The sequence below is a fragment of the Amycolatopsis sp. NPDC088138 genome (assembly GCF_044741685.1).
Taxonomy (GTDB): domain Bacteria; phylum Actinomycetota; class Actinomycetes; order Mycobacteriales; family Pseudonocardiaceae; genus Amycolatopsis.
In genome coordinates this window covers 122,610-137,865 of record NZ_JBIUTB010000006.1, presented here as the reverse complement: position 1 = coordinate 137,865, position 15,256 = coordinate 122,610, and the positions used below count along the sequence as shown (strand labels likewise).

Here is a 15,256-nt window from a genome sequence, read left to right as displayed (position 1 = left end):
TGGGGTCACCCCAGCCCCACCAGAAGGTGAATCAGGTGGCTGCGCCGGCGAAGTACTTGACCGCGCCAGTGAGGTCGACCAGGGAAGCGTCCGCGCGCAGCAGCGCCCGGAACGTCACCAGGTCGGTGTTGAACGCGAAGTCGTCGGACCGCTCGAACCGAACCCCGCCCGCGAGGCGCACGAAGTACTGGCTGAAGTCACCGAACAGCACCGACTTCGCCGACACGGCCGTGGCAGCAACGTTCGGGTCGGTCAGGACCGGCTTGCCGAGGAACATGTCCGGCGCACCCGCCTGCAGCGACGGCTGCCACAGGTACTGGCCCGTGGTGTCCTTCAGCTTCCGCGCAGCACCGACGGTGGCGTCACGCATCAGCCAGTAGCAGGAACTCGACTGGCGGTACGGCGCGATCACCGAGTAGTGCAGGTCGATCAGGTTGTCCGCGGTGAACGCACCGACAACACCCGTACCGCCGGTGACGCCAACCGTGGCGTCGGTGACGACACCTCGAGGCTGGCTCGTGCCGGTCCCGGTGATGGCGTGGGCGCCGAACGCGTTGCCGAGGGCGCGGCCGGCCTGCATCGCGAGGTAGCCCTCGAGGTCGACACCGGTGTCGTTGAGCAGTTCACGCGAGACCTGGATCAGGGTGCCGTACTTGTAGGCACCCAGCGGGACCTGACCGAACGTCGGGTCCGACGCACTGATCGCAGAACCTTCCGTGACGATCGCCGCGCTCGAGTGCGCGGTGGTCTTCGGGACCTGGATCGTCTCACCCGAGGCGGTGTTGAGGACGGTCACGCCGGCCTGCATGATCGCCGCGGTCTCGATGAGGTGTGCGATCAGCCGGTCGTAGAACGACGTCGGGACCGTGTTGCCGCCGGCAGTGGCGGTGCCCTTGGTCAGCGACCGGAAGTCGAGGTTCGGCGTCGGCTGGACCTCGTAGGAGCGAGGCCCCTGGCCGCGCAGGAACTTTCGCAGCTCGGTGTCCTGCCCCTCCGGCTGGCCGCTCTTGCGCTCCTGCGGCTTACCTTCGAGCTTCGCGAACGCGTCTTCGGTGTCCTTGGCGCGCTGCTCACCGTCGATGACGTTCTTGATGCGCACGTCGAGGGCGTCCAGTTCGGCGTTGAGAGCCGTCCACTGGCCTTCCTCTTCGCCGGTGAACTGACGGTTCTCTTCGGCGGCACGATCGGCAAGGCCCTTGGCCTGCTCCCAGACATTCGCCCGGCGCTCGCGCAGCCGCTTCACGACCTCACTCATGAGGTGTCCTTTCAGTGAAAGCGGAAGTACTTCGGTGGATGCGCGAGGTGAGTGGCGCTCTGCCCCGCAAAAGGCCGTACACATGCGAAAACCCCCGAGGTTCGGGGGTTTTCGCAGGGATCAGGGGGGTGAGTGGCGCTCTGCCCCGCGTGGATGGTTGAGGTTGCGGGCTTACGCCCAGGGGTCGCGCTGCTTGCCGAGGATGGCCATGCGCGCGGCCGGGCCGTACGTCTTCGGCGACGAGGGCTTGCCACCCTTGTCGGTGCGGACGAAGAACCGCTTCAGCTCGTTCTCCTCCGCGAGCTTCCGCACCTCCTCGAGCGGGGCGTGGACGTGCTCCGCGAGGGACCGGAGGCCCACGGACGCATCCGGGTAGGCCGGCTGATTCACGGGCGCCACGTCTGCGAGCTGGACGTGCAGCAGACGACGCTGCGGGAAACCCTGATCGGTGAGGCCCCACTCGTCGCCTTCAGGCATGACCCGGAACGCGAACGACGACTTGGTGACGTCGCCGCGCTCCACGAGTTCGTAGATGTCCTGCCGAGAGTTCGGCGGGTCCACGTCGTAGGCGAGGCCGTAGTTGTCGATCTGGCATCGCAGCGTCCCCGCGGCGGTGGTGCCGAGGAGCATGTTGTCGTCGTGGTTGTAGCGGGCGATCACGTCCGGCCAGCCGTCCCCACGGGACTTGTTGAACGCTCCGGGGTCGACGATCTCGACAAAACCGCCGAGATTCCTCGACAGGCTGTTGAAAACGGCCGCGTAGCCTCCGATGCTGCGCCGCTCGCCGTCCTTCGCGCGAACCTCGACGGTGACGCGCGTGTAACGCCGCTCCAGCTCGGTCACGGCAGTCCTCCTTCTGGATGCCAGGGACTGGTACTCCACGCCCTGTGCGTGATGTTGAATTGCACTGGGACAGTCCCCAGCGCCCTGGTTTCAGTCGTCCTCGTCGCCGACAGCGCGTAAACGCTGCGACGGGACCCGTTTCGGTGGCTGATCGCCCCCGATTTGGGGGGTTTCACCACCGAGCAGCGGCGCATAGCCGGCACCCAAGCCGTTCGGGAGCGGCGGCAGATCCTCGATCTCGCGAACCTCGTCTTTGCTCATCCACCCGTCGGTGAGGGCGAGATGGTGAGCTTGGTAGCGGGCCTGCAGGTCCGCTCGAGTGAGTGCGTCCACGTTGAACTTGACGTACTGATCTGGCGGCGTGAGGCGGTTGAACGTCGCCTCGAGCTTCACCATGTACGGCCGCAGCGAGTAAGTGACCAGATCGATCGCGCTTTGCTCCCGCGTCGCGTACGTCAGCGTCCCACCCGGGACGCCGCCGATCCGCTCGGGAGGGACACCGTAGATGGCTGCGATCTGGTTGGCGGTTGCCTTGATGGTCTCGAGGTACTGCGACTCTGCGGGGTTGACCGCGATCGGCTTGTACTTCGTGCCGGCACCCAGAACCACCGGTTCACGGCCGCTCGCAGCGGCCATGAACCGTGATTTGATGATTTGCGCGCTGTCCTGGGTGACTGCCTGGTCACTTTCCAGGACCGCCGAGGGAACCGAGCCGTTGCGGAACCAGTCCCGCCCGAACTCCTGCGACAGGATCCCCGTCTCCGTCGTCAGCGCGTACGCCGTGATCGGCGACACCCCAAGGATCTCGCCAGGCAGCACGTAGCCGGGAATGTGGATGACACGCTCCGGCTCGAGCGGCCGCCCCAGCCAGTACCACCGGGGGCGCTCAAGAGACCGATTCTGGCCGTACAACGACACGTCGTCGGGGTGCAACCACTCAATCCGAGCTGGATACCCCATGTCGTCGAACTCGGTGACGTAACCCCATGCGTTTCCGCGGAGCGTCAGCGACGTCATGATCCGCTGGACCCACTCGACCTCGGTGCCGAACGTCGTCGGGTCAGCGAACACGCCCGGCGTCGTGATCTTCTGCTTCGCCCCGCCGGCACGCTGGTAGGCCTGCAACGGCAGCGAGCCGATCGTGTCCGCCAGGAGACGGGTCGCGGCATACACCGGGGCCAGTCGGAGAGCAGTTCCGATGGATTCCGAGTGGATATCCGCCACATCGCCGCCGGAGCCCCAGAAGTCCTGATAGGAGATCGACCGCTTCTCGTTCTTGAACATCTTGGTGAACCAGTTAGCCACCGCCGCCTCCTCTCACCAGACGTTCATCACTAGTTCCCGGTCGGTCTTGCCGACCAGGTGGGCACGGGACTCGAACACCCATCGCGCGAAGGTCAGAGCGACCAGGGGTGACGTGTCGGATTCCAGACTTTTTCGGGTCCAGATCTCCGCGAATTCGGTGACTTTCGTCTTCGCCCCCGCCACGGAGGCATCGAGCTCGCGTTGCCCGGTGTGCTTGAACGTGCCTTGCTTCACGGCGTCCAGGAACTGACTGGTCGCTGCCGTCATGTCCGTTGAGTTCAGGACCACCAAGTCCCCGTACATCGGCTCGTCAGCACGGTCAGGGATGCGAATCCCCGTGGCGTCGAACGTCTCACCCTCGAGCGACGCCGCGACTTGCCGGCCGGCGCCGATCCCCACGGGGTTCAGCGCGTCCCGCCACCGCTCGAGCTCCGGGATCACCCAGTCCGTACCCGGCTTGTACGCCACGATCACCCCGTGACCCAACCCATCCTCACGTCGGCCCCACAACGCGATCGCCGCGTAGTCCCGGGTCGGGGAGATGTCCACCGCGATCGCCACATCACCCTGACGCTGCGACTCCGAATCCAGGAGCTTCGCCCACTGACCGAGGTCGATCGCCGCGCCACCAGCTGCCGGTGGCTGGTGCCAGCCGAGTCGTTCCCGGCCGAACTCGAGCGCCGGCAGCGCCAGCCGCTCCGCACGCACGTAGGAGACGGTGATCCGCTTACCTAGGGTGTGGTTGGCCTTCGCCCACTGCGCCTCGTCGTCCAGCGCACACCCTGGCGTGCCGGGCATGTGGGAACACTTCTTCCCCGCCTCACACGGCGGATCCTCCCAACCCCCAGGAGCACACCACTCGACCCAGATCAGCGACGGATCCTTGCCCGTCCGACCTCGGTCCTTCAACCGGTGGAGATGGTCGGAGGTGTCCAGTGCCCCCGACGACCCGTAGTTGATCTGCGGGTCGGGTCGGGCGGACAGGGTAGGCATCAGTGCACCCATCGCGGACGACGCAAGGAACAGGGCCTCGTCCATCACGACCCGCTTACCGCCCAGACCACGGCCACCGCCCTTCGAGCGGGCGAGGAACTCGAGCTTCGCTCCGTTGTGGAGTTCGATCGCTTCCTCGCCGCGCCCGTGGTGGACCTGCTTCACCCGGCGCGACAGATCCGGAGAAGTCGCGATGCACGCCTCGAAGTCCTCGAACGCGTCCCTCGAGGTCTTGAACAGGTGCGCGGTCCACACGATCCGGTCCGGCGGCATCAAGAACAGGTCGAACAGTGTCACTGGCAGCAGGATGCCCGCGGTCTTGCCGTTCTGGCGGGACTCGATGATCGCCGACTCCATCGCTGCCCACCGGCCCCCTGGCCCGTAGGACAGCAACGCGTCAACACCGAGCTGCTGCTCCTCGTCCAGCACCCGGCCGGCGCGCTCCGCAAGGTCGATCGCTTCGTCCCCATACGAGCCCACTCGAGGGGGGATCGACAGGTACGCCGGGTCGATCACGCTGACGCGGCCTTGGCGCGCCGGCGCGCGGTGAGCTCGTCGATCGAGTCGCCCTGCTTCGCTGCGCCCTTGAGCGCGACTTCCATCGCTGCTCGCAGTTCCCTCGAGAGCGCCGCCGCACCGGAGGCCGTGTGGCCGTCGGAGGTGAACAACGTCGCCAGATGTAGCACCAACGCACCCTCAGGGGTGTCCAGTCGCTCCGCTTCCTCGAGCTGCTTCCGGTAAGACTCCACCAGCGCCGGCACCGGACCCTGAGGGGCAGTTGACCGTTCGTCGCCCTGCTTCGGCATCTCGACGACCCGCGGGTTCTTCCGATCCCGCGGGGGCCGGCAGGTGGTGCAATACTTCCGGGGACGGGCCGACCCCTGCTGGGGTGGGATGACCTCGCCGCAACCAGGGGTTTCGCAGACCTTTTTCACGCCAAGCCACCCCCTGGTTAAGTGCCGGGCGCCTTTCTCGGTGCGGCGTTTTTCGCGACCTACCTGCGGTTATTCGCGACATGATGATCACACGGTGATCTTGGTGTCGGCGTATCCGCAGGTCAGGGGCTTAAATCGCCGTCCGATGTAGAAAAGAGCGGAGCCGTGGGAGCGGGTCACCTAAGTCGATCTTAAAAGATCATCTTCACCCTCCGTTGTTGATCTCCAACATCTGGTTGGTGATCAACCAACGTAGATCATTTGGATCTTAGGTGATCCACTTTCAGATCGATCTTGAACCTCAGTCGATCATGCCTCTGACCAGCACCGATGCATCAAGGTCACCCATCCACCACCTATACCGGTGGTACCACTCACCGATCCGTTGGCCTGTACCTGGTGGCCGGCCATCCGCCTTGGCTCTGCGTCTGCACTCCCGCTCACCTGGGCTGAGGACGTACACCTGGGCCTGCCATGCCTGGGCTAGAGCCATGCGGGTGGTGGGGTGTGGTGCTGTTCGGAGGAGCCAGCAGGTGGCGTCTGAGGGGTGAGCGTGGGCTCTGGCTAGCTGGGCTTGGAGCTCTTGCTCTGCGCCTGTGCGGTAGGGCTCGGGGTGTAGCCACTGGACAGGTGAGCCCATGCTGCGTGCCACGTGGTCGTAGTCGAGGACCACGTCGTCGGGTTGGGCTAGGTGGTGGGCGAGGGTGGTCTTTCCCGAGCAGGGTGGGCCAGCCAGTACCACGACGTGCATGGCTAGCTGGCTACCAGTACGGCTACGACACCCAGGCCCACGATGGCAGCCACCAGAACCAGCGCGGCAGCAGCGAACCCGAGGACTGTCCACGGTGAGGTGCCGATGGACTCCATCTCGACCCAGCTGGTGTCGGCTGGCGGTTCGCGTCGCATGCCGTCGGAGCCAGCCTCGTGGACACCCATCAGGTCGGCCCAGGACAGTGCGGTAGGTGGGCAGCGGTCCGGTCCGCGGTGGCGGATGCCTGAGCCATGCCGCCCTTCGGGGCTTGCCCAATGACCTCCACGCAGCACGGGCAGACGATCGGGACCGTCTCACCCTCGGTGCAGCCGTAGAGGTAGCAGACGCGGCCGCTGGGGTGGACGTGGCTCACGGTCAGGCCAGCAGGGTGAAGAGGAGGACGGCGCCGGCGGTGATGGTGGCTGCGATGGTGAGGATGCGGGCGGTCAGCGGGTGGCCGATGAGCATGGCCGCTCCGAGGGCGACGATGCAGGCTGAGAGCAGGCAGGTAACCAGCAGGGCGTCCATCAGTCGACCGGTCCGCTCTTGGTCGGCGGAGACGTCTCGTCCTTCTCGCCGAGTACCTCGCCTGACTTGTTGCAGTCACACATCGTTGGCCTTCAGGGCTCGTTGGACAGCGGCGTCGACAGCGTCCCGGAACTGCCGCTGCTGGCTCTCCTGGAGTTCGAGAGCCAGCTGTCGCTTGGCTGCGTGGAACGCGGCGAGTTCCTCGGGGTCGTCTTCGGTGTTGATCTCGACGACGGCCTGGTCGTGTTCCCGCTGCCGGAGGTGGCGTTGGCCGCGGGCTTCCATCTCCGAGTGGCGGGCGTTCTCGACGTCCTGGTCGGTGACGCAACCGCAGGATGCTTGGGTGCAGCGTTGGGGTTTCACGCCGTGCTTGATGCAGCCTCGGCGGCCGTGGCCTTCTCCGTGGACGTGGCACTTGGGGTCGAACTCTTCGACGGGCATGTGGCAGGAGCAGCAGTGGCAGGGCCACGCGCTCTCTGGCTTGTCGGGGATCGGTGCGAGCGGCTTCTTGGTCACGGGGTCACACCTCGCTGGGGTCGAGTTCGACGTAGCCCCTCGGCTGCGACGGGATGAGGGGTTCACACGGGCGGCCCATGGAGCAGGCGCAGGCTTCCTTCGGGAGGTTCCGCAGGCGGTTGGAGCGTGCGGAGTTGCAGCCGATGCAGGCGAGGCGGGTGTTCGCTCGGGAGTACGGGTCGCCGCCGTGCTGGAGCTGGATGAGGTGGTCGACGCTGCGGGCCCGCGGGTGACGCGGGTGAAGGCGGGTGTCGACGTAGCCGCCGCAGAGCCAGCAGTGGGTTTCCTGGTCGAAGACGGGCTTCTGGGCTGCCCGCCAACGAGCGCCTACGCGTCCGGGCTGGCCGGGCTGTCGGGACACTCGTCGCCACGCTGAGGGTGGTAGCGATAGCCGATGATGTGGCCCTTGTCGTCGAGGACGGTGTCCACCTGGCACGGGTCAAGCATGATCGGTTCGATGGCGCTGGTCGTGTTCCGGACCAGGGTGTACCCGAGCGGCAGGATGCCACCCTCGTCGTAGGCCGGGTGCTGCCAGTCGCTGGCGTAGTCGCTCACCGGTCGGCCTGCTCGTCGAGCAGCGTCCACGTGCGACAAGGCCACTCGGGACGCTCCGCCTCGTAGCCGTCGAAGTCGCAGCCGCCACACTCGCGGCGATCGTCAGGTGAGTGAAGCTCAGCTACTGCCTGCGCGAGGCCGCCAGCGGCGAGCAGCTCAGCGTGCCGGGCGTCCTCGTGGGCTTCTTTGGCTTCACGCTCGGCGCGCCTTCGGGCGACGTCGGCAGGGTCCGGTGTGGTCGTGTACATGGCGAGCAACGCCGACGAGATGGGCACGTAAGTCTCGACCTTGCGGATCGAGTCGCGCAGTCCGTTGGCCATGTCATCCCCTAGGTGCCGCAGATGCGCAGCATGTGTTCGATTCAGATGATCGTCTAGTGCCCCGCCGCGTCGTGCCTGTGGACGGGCTGTGACCGCGGGGCTCTACCGGCTCTGTCGGCAGCCTCAGGGCGTATCCGGCGCCCTAGAGCCCACGTAGTGCTCCAACAGCCCACACAGCTCAACGAACTGGGCCTCGTTGCCGACGTCCAAGGCGCGGTCGATGCGGGCGCGGAGCCGGCGGATGGAGAGGTCGCGGTTGACTTGGCGTTCGTCGGCGGCGAGTTCGGCTTCGAGATCTTCGAGTGGTGTCAGTCCGTCCATGACGCACCCCGATCGTGCGGAGGGGTGGAGCGGCGTGCAGGCTAGCCGAAGCCAGCCTGCACGCCGTTAGAGCAGGCCCACGCGTCCTGCACTGAGTTCCGCTGCCATTACGTAGCCCGAGCTTCCAGCGGCGCTATCGGGTCGCTTCCAGGTGGAGTGCACTCCAGAGCTGGGAGATTGGTGCCCGGCCGACCGCGCTGACCCAGCCGCATTGGGCAGGGGCCAGGCCGGGCAAGTGACGACCGCGCGCCGTCACGACTGAGGGGCGGCCTGTCCTGCATATGACCGACCGCCGGGATGAATAGGGAGCGTGTACGCGAGGGTGGCGCGACCCGAGGTGGCGTCCGGGGCGTGGACGTTAGGCGCCTGTTTCGCCCCTAGGGGAACTGACCAGTTCCGACACGAGTAGTCAGTCTGATCGGAATCGTGTTCCATCGTCGACTGGAAGTCAACCGCATCGACCAAACTCGATGTCACGGGCGTGTCGGGCATCCATCTGCCGGTGGCAGGGTCTGCACATCCGGACGTAGTCGTCGAGGTTGGTCGAGTACTGCCCGTGGGGTCCGTCCTGGACGGTCGGATTGCCTTCCCAGTTCAAGGCCCAGTCGTACCGTGAGCCCTCATCGCGCGTCCCACAGCAACTGCACTCGTTCGGACGACCGATCATCCGGCGAAGCCTGTAGTGGACCGCGTGGTAGCCGGCCTCGTCGCCCTTCCAGTGCGCGTTATCCGCGCCCTTGGGCGGTCTGGACGGGCTGGCTCGCGGCTTCGGTGGCGGCTTGGGCTTCGAGGCCACCTCCAGCTTGTGCCGGGCTCGCACTGCCGCCAGCGCCAGCACGTCCGAGAGGAAGTACAGGCTGCCACCCGGGGTCGCTGGATGGATCCGACCGCGGCTCTTCCACTGCCTGAAGGTCCCGTCCGGAAGTGGCTCGCCGAAGCACAGCTCGACCGCAGCCGATGCCTGCTCCTTGGTCACCAAAGTAGCCACGCGACACCTCCGATTCGAGGTCTATTATCGCACGTCAGGGCCACTTTCTGGCGTTTCGACGCAGGGCGTGCGGGTGCGCTTTATTGATCTTGCGGCTCGGATCATCGGGATGGGGCCGGGGACGGTCACGTACCAGTGGTCACCGACCTTACGGCGAGGAGACTGACCGATGATCGGCTCACCCGGTGGATCTTGGGTCATGGCCGCCACTCCTCGCGGTACTCGGGGTGGTCCACATAGGGCAGGGCTAGCAGCTTCAGTGTTGGGCAGGGCGCGACCACCTGACGGACCGTGCCCTCGGTGCAGCGGCGGCACACGACGAACGGGCGGCCCCAGGTATCCCGGTCCAGGCTGGCCACCTCGCGCCCCGAGTGCTCTTCGACGAGCTGCCGCTTGGCGGCGACGTCGGCCAGCACGAACGCCGGGTCGTTGTCGGCGATGAAGCGCAAGTTCGCCTCGGCCTCGTCCTGCCATTCGGCGCTGAAGACAATGACCTCACTGCCCGAGACGTAGTCGCCCTCGAAAATGGTGTCGGTCGCTAGCTCGTCTCGCCCTTGCACGAGCGCGAGCGGCGCATCGTCCGCGGCATGCTTGTCCCGCGTGGCGATCCACCTGCCAGGGACGGGAACCGGGGTGGTGGCCTTAGCCAGCGCTTCCCGCTCGTCGAGTCGGGCTCGCAGGAAGGTGATCAGGTCATCCACGGGACACCAGCTGTTCGACAACCTCCAGACCGTTGAACCCGGTCACTCGATTCGGGGCGTGGTACGGAAGCCCCGAAGGCGGAGTGGACTCAAGCTGCCGAAGCAGATCCGTAGTCGGCGGCTCGTAGTAGACGCCCAGGACGCCGCTGCCGTTCAGCCCGTAGTCGGCGAGAACCACATACACCTTGTCGGTCTGTTCGTTACCATCAGCCATGTCGATCTCCTGTTTGGTCGGCCATGCCCCCGGGACGTTCGCAGCGTTCGCGGGGGTCTTCCCATTCTCTCACGCAACACCGACAGAACCCGCCTACTGCACGGCCTGTCCGCAGTCCCGGATGTACTCGAACGCCTGCCAACACGACACACCCTCACAATCCACCTCATGCCCCACCTGCCCAAACCCCACCTCACGATGCCCGGTCACCGTGTGCGTCCTCCCACCCGACCTGAACCTGTACCCCACCGGATACAAACCCCCAGACGGCTTCAACACCTCCGGGGTACGGCAAGCAGCACACGACACCAACTCCCACCTCAACGACAACCGAGTCCCGTTGAGAGCGCCGCAGCGGGCCACCGTTCGGCCGGCCCGGTTGTCCAGGTAGTGGGTCAGGCCGTCTTGGGCTTGGACATGGAGTGTTTCCGAGGCGAGGAGGGCTCGGGAGAGGTCAGGGTTGAACGGGTCACGATCAGGAGGCATCGCTAGTCCCGCCACCATGCGGGCGGATTGTCCTGGACATGACGAGTGGCCAGAGACTCTCCCCAGTAGCAGGGTGGACCGTAGTAGCCCGCTGCCAGCACAGCGCCTGTCGGCTGGTACGTCTCGATCAGCCATGTTCCATCCACATTGGGAAGGGCGATGACCCGCTGCCAATCCCAGTCATCAACTATCCCTGAGGTGGTGCACGCGGCGAACCCTGTACCCACTTCGGCCAACTGGGCGGCGTAGTCAGGCTCCCCAGACTCGACATACTTCCCTTCGAGCAGAGCGGCGGTGATGCGATACGCGCGCGCCTTTTCGAGAGCTTTCCGATCAGGGAGCGTCATCGGGCCGCCTTCCGCAAGGACTCGACGTCGGACATGAGGATCGCCCGGGTGCGGTTTCCCTCGCGTTCCTCTGGCTTCCACGTTGAGATGCACGACGGGCACACGTCGAAGGTCCTTCTCCCCGGTCTTCCCGACTTCGTTGGCTGCGGCGGGTACCGCCAACCATCGGTGTAGGCGGCGAGGCGGGCTTCCGTCGCGCTGGAGTAGCCATTCGGTAGTCCCAGTGTCTTCTGACACCCATCGCATTCCATGAGGTACAGCGTCATTGCCAAGGTGGCCATCATGCCCCCTTGCCGCTTGAGTCCAGCCGGTCAAGTTTCGTGACCATGCGGTCTATCGACTCCGCCGCGGACAGGAATGTCCTGTCCACTTCGACATGGATCTTGTGCTCGATCTTGAGCGGGACAAGGAGGTTCGCCGGATCGATCTCGAACAGGCTGGCCATGACAACCAGATCGTCTACCGTGATCCGGCGATTTCCGGCCTCGATCCGACTGACCGACACGACCGGGAGACCAGAACGGTCAGCGAGTTCAGCCAGCGTCCACCCAGCCGCCTTGCGCAACTTGATCAGGTTCTCGCGGACGATCACTTCGACCTCACCCGCTGGGTTCTTCCGCTCGAATGCGGCCATCGTCACTCCAGATGTTCTGATCGGATTGCTCAGTTCATTGTCTCACAACGACTTCCGAAACAGTCGGAACTCAACGCGGCGCGCTCACGCCGCCTTCTTTCGGGACATCCAGTTGATCGCCAAATCCCTCACATCACCAAACCGGAACAACTCCGACCCCTCCGCCGACAACGCATGCACACGAAGCCTCCCCCGAGACCTCCACTGCCGCCACGTCCCATCCGGAATCGACCGATCCATCAACAGGCTGACCCACGACAGGGCCTGCCGCTTCGTCACCCGCCGCACCGCAGCCGCATCAATCATCCACTGCCGCCGCTCCGCCACCTCATACCCAGCACCACACTCCGGGCACTCCACAAGCACATCACCCGGCTTCGCCTTCATCGTCGCCTCACACCCCTCAACACGACACGGCCCAGCGAACAGCAACTCCGGAGGACGGTCGATCGTCGCCCACGCCAACCTCACCGCCGACCGGATCTCGTCCACCAGCCGGCCTGCCTCCGCCGTCCCCGCGAGCTTGTCGAGGTTGGCTCCCAGCCACCGGACGGGGTGAAGCGGGAACTGCATCCCAAGCACATCGGCGAGGTCCCCCGCGACGTTCCCGAACGACGACGCCAACACCCACATCGCCTCCGAAGCGTTCGCCTTGAACGCGAGACTCGTCTCCGCGGACCGGCGGCCACCGTCCCCGCCGATGACGTCCTGCCGGGTGAGGGTGATCGTCAGCTCGTCCCACAAGGTCGTGGCGTCGTCGAGGTCGGATTTCAGGGTGTTGACGCATCCGCCGCAGATGAACTGGTGCTCCGGTCGGTGACGGTCCTCATGCCCAGGGGTAGTGCAGGTGCTCACTTGGCCTCCAGGATGGTGAACGGGGCGTGGACACCCGCGTTGTGGTGCTCGGCCGCCTCTAGCGCCCGACGCACCCGCCGCGCCGGGTTGAGGCGCCGGGTCGCGTGGAGCACGCCGAACGCGACCTCCTGGCCGGACCCGCACGCGTCATACCCGTCGGTAGTCCAACCGATCTGGTAGTCCGACTCCAGCCGGAACAGGCGCCCCGACACGCCGATCAGGAACACCCCGCCCGCCTCCTGCTCGGACTCCTTCTTCGCGAACCCGCCGTCCTTGAGGACCTTCCGGACGGCGTCGACGAACTCCGTCGTCATGAACCGGTCCAGGTCCTCACCTGTCCGGTCGAGGACCTTCGGCAAGTCCGCGAACCGCAGCAGCTGCCCCATCCGGAACGACGACGTGAACCCGATCAGGTAGTCGCCGTTGATGAAGACCTTCGGGTCCGCGCGGTGCATCAGCACGTACCCGGAGAGGCCGCCGCTGTCACCGCCGATGACCACTCCAGTGGGCGTCTGAACGCCGACGATGCACGTCATCCCTCCACCTTTCGTCGGGGTCCGTGAGGCCGGGAAGCCCACGTGAACCCAGGCTCCAACAGGCCCAAAGCGAGAAGGAGCTCCCTAGCGTCCTCAACGCCGTTGGCTCGGGAGGCGACGTAGAGGGCAGCCCGCCGGCGTTCCGGGGTGGTGCTGGTTCGTTGGCGGGTGGAGGCTCTGCCTCGCTCATGCTCGTTGTCGATGGTCACGACTTGCCTCCCATCAGGTGGTAGCCGCCGACGAGGGCCGTTACGACAGCGAGGGACAGCACGGTCGTAACCCAGCCGCTGACGACCACGAAGTAGACCTGGGTGGCGAGGAACCCGGCGGCGAAGAGGGCCATCCCCAGGCGCTGCCGTCGCGTATGGCGCCTCATGTCGACTCCTCGGCGAGACGCTCGATCGCGGCCTTCAGGTACTTCTGGAACTCGTCCCAGTGCGCTGCGGCTAGCTCCTCGAACGCCTCACGGCGAGCCTTGATCAGCAGGGCAGAGGGGGTGATGCCTTCCATGGCGTGGTTCTGGCACAGCGGCGTCACCACCGTGCGTTTCGGACCGCCGGGGCGGCTGGACTGCTCGCGGACGTTTGCCTTAACCGGGCGCCCGCAGGGCAGTTCAGCGGGGGCCTTCGCGGCATGACCGCAGTTGAGACCATCTCCAGGCCGCCAGTCTCGGTTCTCGCCGAGGATCCGGTGCTTCACGCTGCCTCCTTCGGGTCGGTCGGGGTCCAGGGGTTGGGGATGTCCACGCGTTTCGCTTCGTCTTCGGCGATCTCTGCGGTGATGTCGGCCCAGCAGACGCCACGACCCAACCGGGGAAGGACATGGATGTGGGCTGGTTCAGGGGTGGTCACTGGTCCTCCTCGGAGGTGGGTTCGGAGGCGTCGTCGGCTTCCTCGATCAAGGCCTGCGCAGGCGGACAGTTCTCGTACTCGCAAGCGGCGTCGTTCGGCTCCTTCGGGTGCGAGTCAGGCCCGTGGAAGCATTCCCAGCAGCAGTCGCGGCCATGCGAGTGCTTCGGGCCCTTGGGGGCTTCCTCGACATCACGAAGAGCAACACCGGACAGGTCGGGTGCGCGATAGGTGGCCGGCTTGAGGATCTTCCCGTCTGACCTCGTCGAGACGGTGCCATCCGGGTTCCGCTTGGACATGTTCGAGGCGTGCACCCGGCGGAGTGCTTCGTCGAGGTCGATCCCGAGCGACACGGCGGTGCCGTGGGCGACGTAGACCAGGTCGGCGAGCTCCTTCGCGATCGCCTCCAGGCTGCTGCCGTCCACAAGGGACGTCGACGCCTCCTGCGCTTCTTCGCCGATCAGGGCGGCCCGGAGCAGCTTCAGCGGCACCGAGGGCCGCTCGGCGATCGCGACACTGAACGCGCGATGGAAATCGGTGACCATCTGCGTGGCCTCGGATCGCTTCGGCTCCTCGGCGGGCGGCTGGTCACCCGCCAGGGCGGCACGGATGCGGTCGCAGATCTGCGCAGGCGACGGCAGTTCGGCGATCGGGACACGCCCGAGCGGGTACTCGCGGTTGCACTCGGCGAGCGCCGCCTCGATGCGGGCCTGCCGCTCATCCCGCTCAGTGGCGGGCACCATCGGGCCCTTGTACGCCGGGGCCGGCGGCCACTCCTCGACTGGCAGGGTCGCGCAGGTGCGCAGCCACTCCGTCGAGCGTTCCTTCCCAGCCGCATCGGTCAGGTCAGCGAGTCGGCCCAGGAGCGCGGTCTGGAGGTTCGCGCACAAGGCGACCGCCTCGTCCCGCTCGGACTTCAGCTCTCGGACTCGGGAGCGGAGGTTGTGGAACGCCACGACCGCCTCATCCCGCTCGGCACGGACCTTCGCGGCAGCATCAGCGAGGCCAGCCCACGGGGTCGTGATGGACAGTCCCAAGGCGACGAAGACGCGGCCGTAGAGGTTCGCAGCCGCGACCTGGTGCTGGTGGACCTCGTCTCGGAGCTGCCCAGCCGTCTCCATCGCTTCGTTGCGCTGCGCGCGGGCCCTCTCCAGTTCGGTGTGCTGCTCGGGGTCGGCGAGCAAACCCGCCTCAGCCAGTGCACGGGCCAGCGCGTGTTCGTCGACCACATCGGAGACGGTGGCCCAGGCAGCACCACGCAGCCCGGTCACGTCATAGAGCACGCTCGCCGTCTTCTCGATCAAGGCCTGTCGGGTGGTTGGCTC

The 15,256-nt window shown here is 66.2% G+C and carries 22 protein-coding genes; all 22 read right to left on the bottom strand.

Annotation, left to right across the window (positions count from 1 at the left end; genetic code table 11):
• Window positions 1–31: 31 nt before the first annotated feature.
• On the bottom strand, window positions 32–1,255 hold the full coding sequence (locus ACIOD2_RS32360) for a phage major capsid protein (protein WP_400546623.1): 1,224 nt from the start codon (window positions 1,253–1,255) through the stop codon (window positions 32–34).
• A 171-nt stretch (window positions 1,256–1,426) separates the two neighbouring features.
• On the bottom strand, window positions 1,427–2,098 hold the full coding sequence (locus tag ACIOD2_RS32355; RefSeq protein WP_400546620.1) for an HK97 family phage prohead protease: 672 nt from the start codon (window positions 2,096–2,098) through the stop codon (window positions 1,427–1,429).
• A gap of 90 nt (window positions 2,099–2,188) precedes the next feature.
• The gene (locus ACIOD2_RS32350; RefSeq protein ID WP_400546617.1) at window positions 2,189–3,403 is read right to left on the bottom strand and encodes a phage portal protein; all 1,215 of its coding nucleotides are present in this window, start codon (window positions 3,401–3,403) and stop codon (window positions 2,189–2,191) included.
• 12 nt (window positions 3,404–3,415) lie between these two features.
• Complete coding sequence (locus tag ACIOD2_RS32345; protein ID WP_400546614.1) at window positions 3,416–4,912, bottom strand: hypothetical protein; 1,497 nt, start codon at window positions 4,910–4,912, stop codon at window positions 3,416–3,418.
• Window positions 4,909–5,202, bottom strand: a complete 294-nt coding sequence (locus ACIOD2_RS32340) for a hypothetical protein (RefSeq protein WP_400546611.1) — start codon at window positions 5,200–5,202, stop codon at window positions 4,909–4,911. Before ACIOD2_RS32340 ends, ACIOD2_RS32345 begins: the two co-directional genes overlap by 4 nt.
• Window positions 5,203–5,632: 430 nt before the next feature.
• On the bottom strand, window positions 5,633–6,082 hold the full coding sequence (locus ACIOD2_RS32335; protein WP_400546608.1) for an AAA family ATPase: 450 nt from the start codon (window positions 6,080–6,082) through the stop codon (window positions 5,633–5,635).
• Between the two features lie 375 nt (window positions 6,083–6,457).
• Window positions 6,458–6,610 carry a hypothetical protein gene (locus tag ACIOD2_RS32330; protein ID WP_400546605.1) on the bottom strand — a complete coding sequence of 51 codons (153 nt, stop codon included), beginning with the start codon at window positions 6,608–6,610 and terminating at the stop codon, window positions 6,458–6,460.
• 75 nt (window positions 6,611–6,685) lie between these two features.
• On the bottom strand, window positions 6,686–7,126 hold the full coding sequence (locus ACIOD2_RS32325) for a hypothetical protein (RefSeq protein WP_400546602.1): 441 nt from the start codon (window positions 7,124–7,126) through the stop codon (window positions 6,686–6,688).
• Window positions 7,127–7,453: 327 nt separating this feature from the next.
• Window positions 7,454–7,681 carry a hypothetical protein gene (locus ACIOD2_RS32320; protein WP_400546599.1) on the bottom strand — a complete coding sequence of 76 codons (228 nt, stop codon included), beginning with the start codon at window positions 7,679–7,681 and terminating at the stop codon, window positions 7,454–7,456.
• Window positions 7,678–8,001 (bottom strand): hypothetical protein, encoded by a 324-nt coding sequence (locus ACIOD2_RS32315; protein ID WP_400546596.1) that lies wholly within the window; start codon window positions 7,999–8,001, stop codon window positions 7,678–7,680. The genes ACIOD2_RS32320 and ACIOD2_RS32315 overlap by 4 nt, the downstream gene beginning before the upstream one ends.
• 123 nt (window positions 8,002–8,124) lie before the next feature.
• On the bottom strand, window positions 8,125–8,322 hold the full coding sequence (locus tag ACIOD2_RS32310; RefSeq protein WP_400546593.1) for an IDEAL domain-containing protein: 198 nt from the start codon (window positions 8,320–8,322) through the stop codon (window positions 8,125–8,127).
• A gap of 448 nt (window positions 8,323–8,770) precedes the next feature.
• A complete protein-coding gene (locus tag ACIOD2_RS32305; RefSeq protein WP_400546590.1) occupies window positions 8,771–9,298 on the bottom strand; it encodes a hypothetical protein in 528 nt (175 codons plus the stop codon).
• A 209-nt stretch (window positions 9,299–9,507) separates the two neighbouring features.
• Complete coding sequence (locus ACIOD2_RS32300; RefSeq protein ID WP_400546587.1) at window positions 9,508–10,011, bottom strand: DUF6221 family protein; 504 nt, start codon at window positions 10,009–10,011, stop codon at window positions 9,508–9,510.
• Window positions 10,004–10,225 carry a hypothetical protein gene (locus ACIOD2_RS32295; RefSeq protein WP_400546584.1) on the bottom strand — a complete coding sequence of 74 codons (222 nt, stop codon included), beginning with the start codon at window positions 10,223–10,225 and terminating at the stop codon, window positions 10,004–10,006. The genes ACIOD2_RS32300 and ACIOD2_RS32295 overlap by 8 nt, the downstream gene beginning before the upstream one ends.
• A gap of 488 nt (window positions 10,226–10,713) precedes the next feature.
• Entirely contained in the window at window positions 10,714–11,058 is a 345-nt protein-coding gene (locus tag ACIOD2_RS32290; protein ID WP_400546581.1) for a hypothetical protein, read from the bottom strand.
• Window positions 11,059–11,338: 280 nt separating this feature from the next.
• Window positions 11,339–11,692 (bottom strand): helix-turn-helix domain-containing protein, encoded by a 354-nt coding sequence (locus ACIOD2_RS32285; protein WP_400546578.1) that lies wholly within the window; start codon window positions 11,690–11,692, stop codon window positions 11,339–11,341.
• A gap of 84 nt (window positions 11,693–11,776) precedes the next feature.
• Entirely contained in the window at window positions 11,777–12,547 is a 771-nt protein-coding gene (locus ACIOD2_RS32280) for a hypothetical protein (RefSeq protein ID WP_400546575.1), read from the bottom strand.
• Window positions 12,544–13,083 (bottom strand): hypothetical protein, encoded by a 540-nt coding sequence (locus tag ACIOD2_RS32275; protein WP_400546572.1) that lies wholly within the window; start codon window positions 13,081–13,083, stop codon window positions 12,544–12,546. The genes ACIOD2_RS32280 and ACIOD2_RS32275 overlap by 4 nt, the downstream gene beginning before the upstream one ends.
• A 205-nt stretch (window positions 13,084–13,288) precedes the next feature.
• Window positions 13,289–13,459, bottom strand: coding sequence for a hypothetical protein (locus ACIOD2_RS32270; RefSeq protein ID WP_400546569.1), 171 nt, complete (start codon window positions 13,457–13,459; stop codon window positions 13,289–13,291).
• The gene (locus tag ACIOD2_RS32265; protein WP_400546566.1) at window positions 13,456–13,782 is read right to left on the bottom strand and encodes a hypothetical protein; all 327 of its coding nucleotides are present in this window, start codon (window positions 13,780–13,782) and stop codon (window positions 13,456–13,458) included. Before ACIOD2_RS32265 ends, ACIOD2_RS32270 begins: the two co-directional genes overlap by 4 nt.
• A complete protein-coding gene (locus ACIOD2_RS32260) occupies window positions 13,779–13,934 on the bottom strand; it encodes a DUF6222 family protein (RefSeq protein WP_400546563.1) in 156 nt (51 codons plus the stop codon). The genes ACIOD2_RS32265 and ACIOD2_RS32260 overlap by 4 nt, the downstream gene beginning before the upstream one ends.
• A complete protein-coding gene (locus ACIOD2_RS32255) occupies window positions 13,931–15,235 on the bottom strand; it encodes a hypothetical protein (RefSeq protein ID WP_400546560.1) in 1,305 nt (434 codons plus the stop codon). Before ACIOD2_RS32255 ends, ACIOD2_RS32260 begins: the two co-directional genes overlap by 4 nt.
• Between the last annotated feature and the right edge of the window lie 21 nt (window positions 15,236–15,256).

Excerpts from the sequence above, each read along its gene's own strand:
- ACIOD2_RS32275 (WP_400546572.1), bottom strand. The coding sequence starts at position 13,083 with ATGACGTGCATCGTCGGCGTTCAGACGCCCACTGGAGTGGTCATCGGC.
- ACIOD2_RS32340 (WP_400546611.1), bottom strand. The coding sequence starts at position 5,202 with ATGCCGAAGCAGGGCGACGAACGGTCAACTGCCCCTCAGGGTCCGGTG.
- ACIOD2_RS32295 (WP_400546584.1), bottom strand. The coding sequence starts at position 10,225 with ATGGCTGATGGTAACGAACAGACCGACAAGGTGTATGTGGTTCTCGCC.
- ACIOD2_RS32315 (WP_400546596.1), bottom strand. The coding sequence starts at position 8,001 with ATGGCCAACGGACTGCGCGACTCGATCCGCAAGGTCGAGACTTACGTG.
- ACIOD2_RS32330 (WP_400546605.1), bottom strand. The coding sequence starts at position 6,610 with ATGGACGCCCTGCTGGTTACCTGCCTGCTCTCAGCCTGCATCGTCGCC.
- ACIOD2_RS32360 (WP_400546623.1), bottom strand. The coding sequence starts at position 1,255 with ATGAGTGAGGTCGTGAAGCGGCTGCGCGAGCGCCGGGCGAATGTCTGG.
- ACIOD2_RS32270 (WP_400546569.1), bottom strand. The coding sequence starts at position 13,459 with ATGAGGCGCCATACGCGACGGCAGCGCCTGGGGATGGCCCTCTTCGCC.
- ACIOD2_RS32310 (WP_400546593.1), bottom strand. The coding sequence starts at position 8,322 with ATGGACGGACTGACACCACTCGAAGATCTCGAAGCCGAACTCGCCGCC.
- ACIOD2_RS32285 (WP_400546578.1), bottom strand. The coding sequence starts at position 11,692 with ATGGCCGCATTCGAGCGGAAGAACCCAGCGGGTGAGGTCGAAGTGATC.
- ACIOD2_RS32290 (WP_400546581.1), bottom strand. The coding sequence starts at position 11,058 with ATGACGCTCCCTGATCGGAAAGCTCTCGAAAAGGCGCGCGCGTATCGC.
- ACIOD2_RS32335 (WP_400546608.1), bottom strand. The coding sequence starts at position 6,082 with ATGCACGTCGTGGTACTGGCTGGCCCACCCTGCTCGGGAAAGACCACC.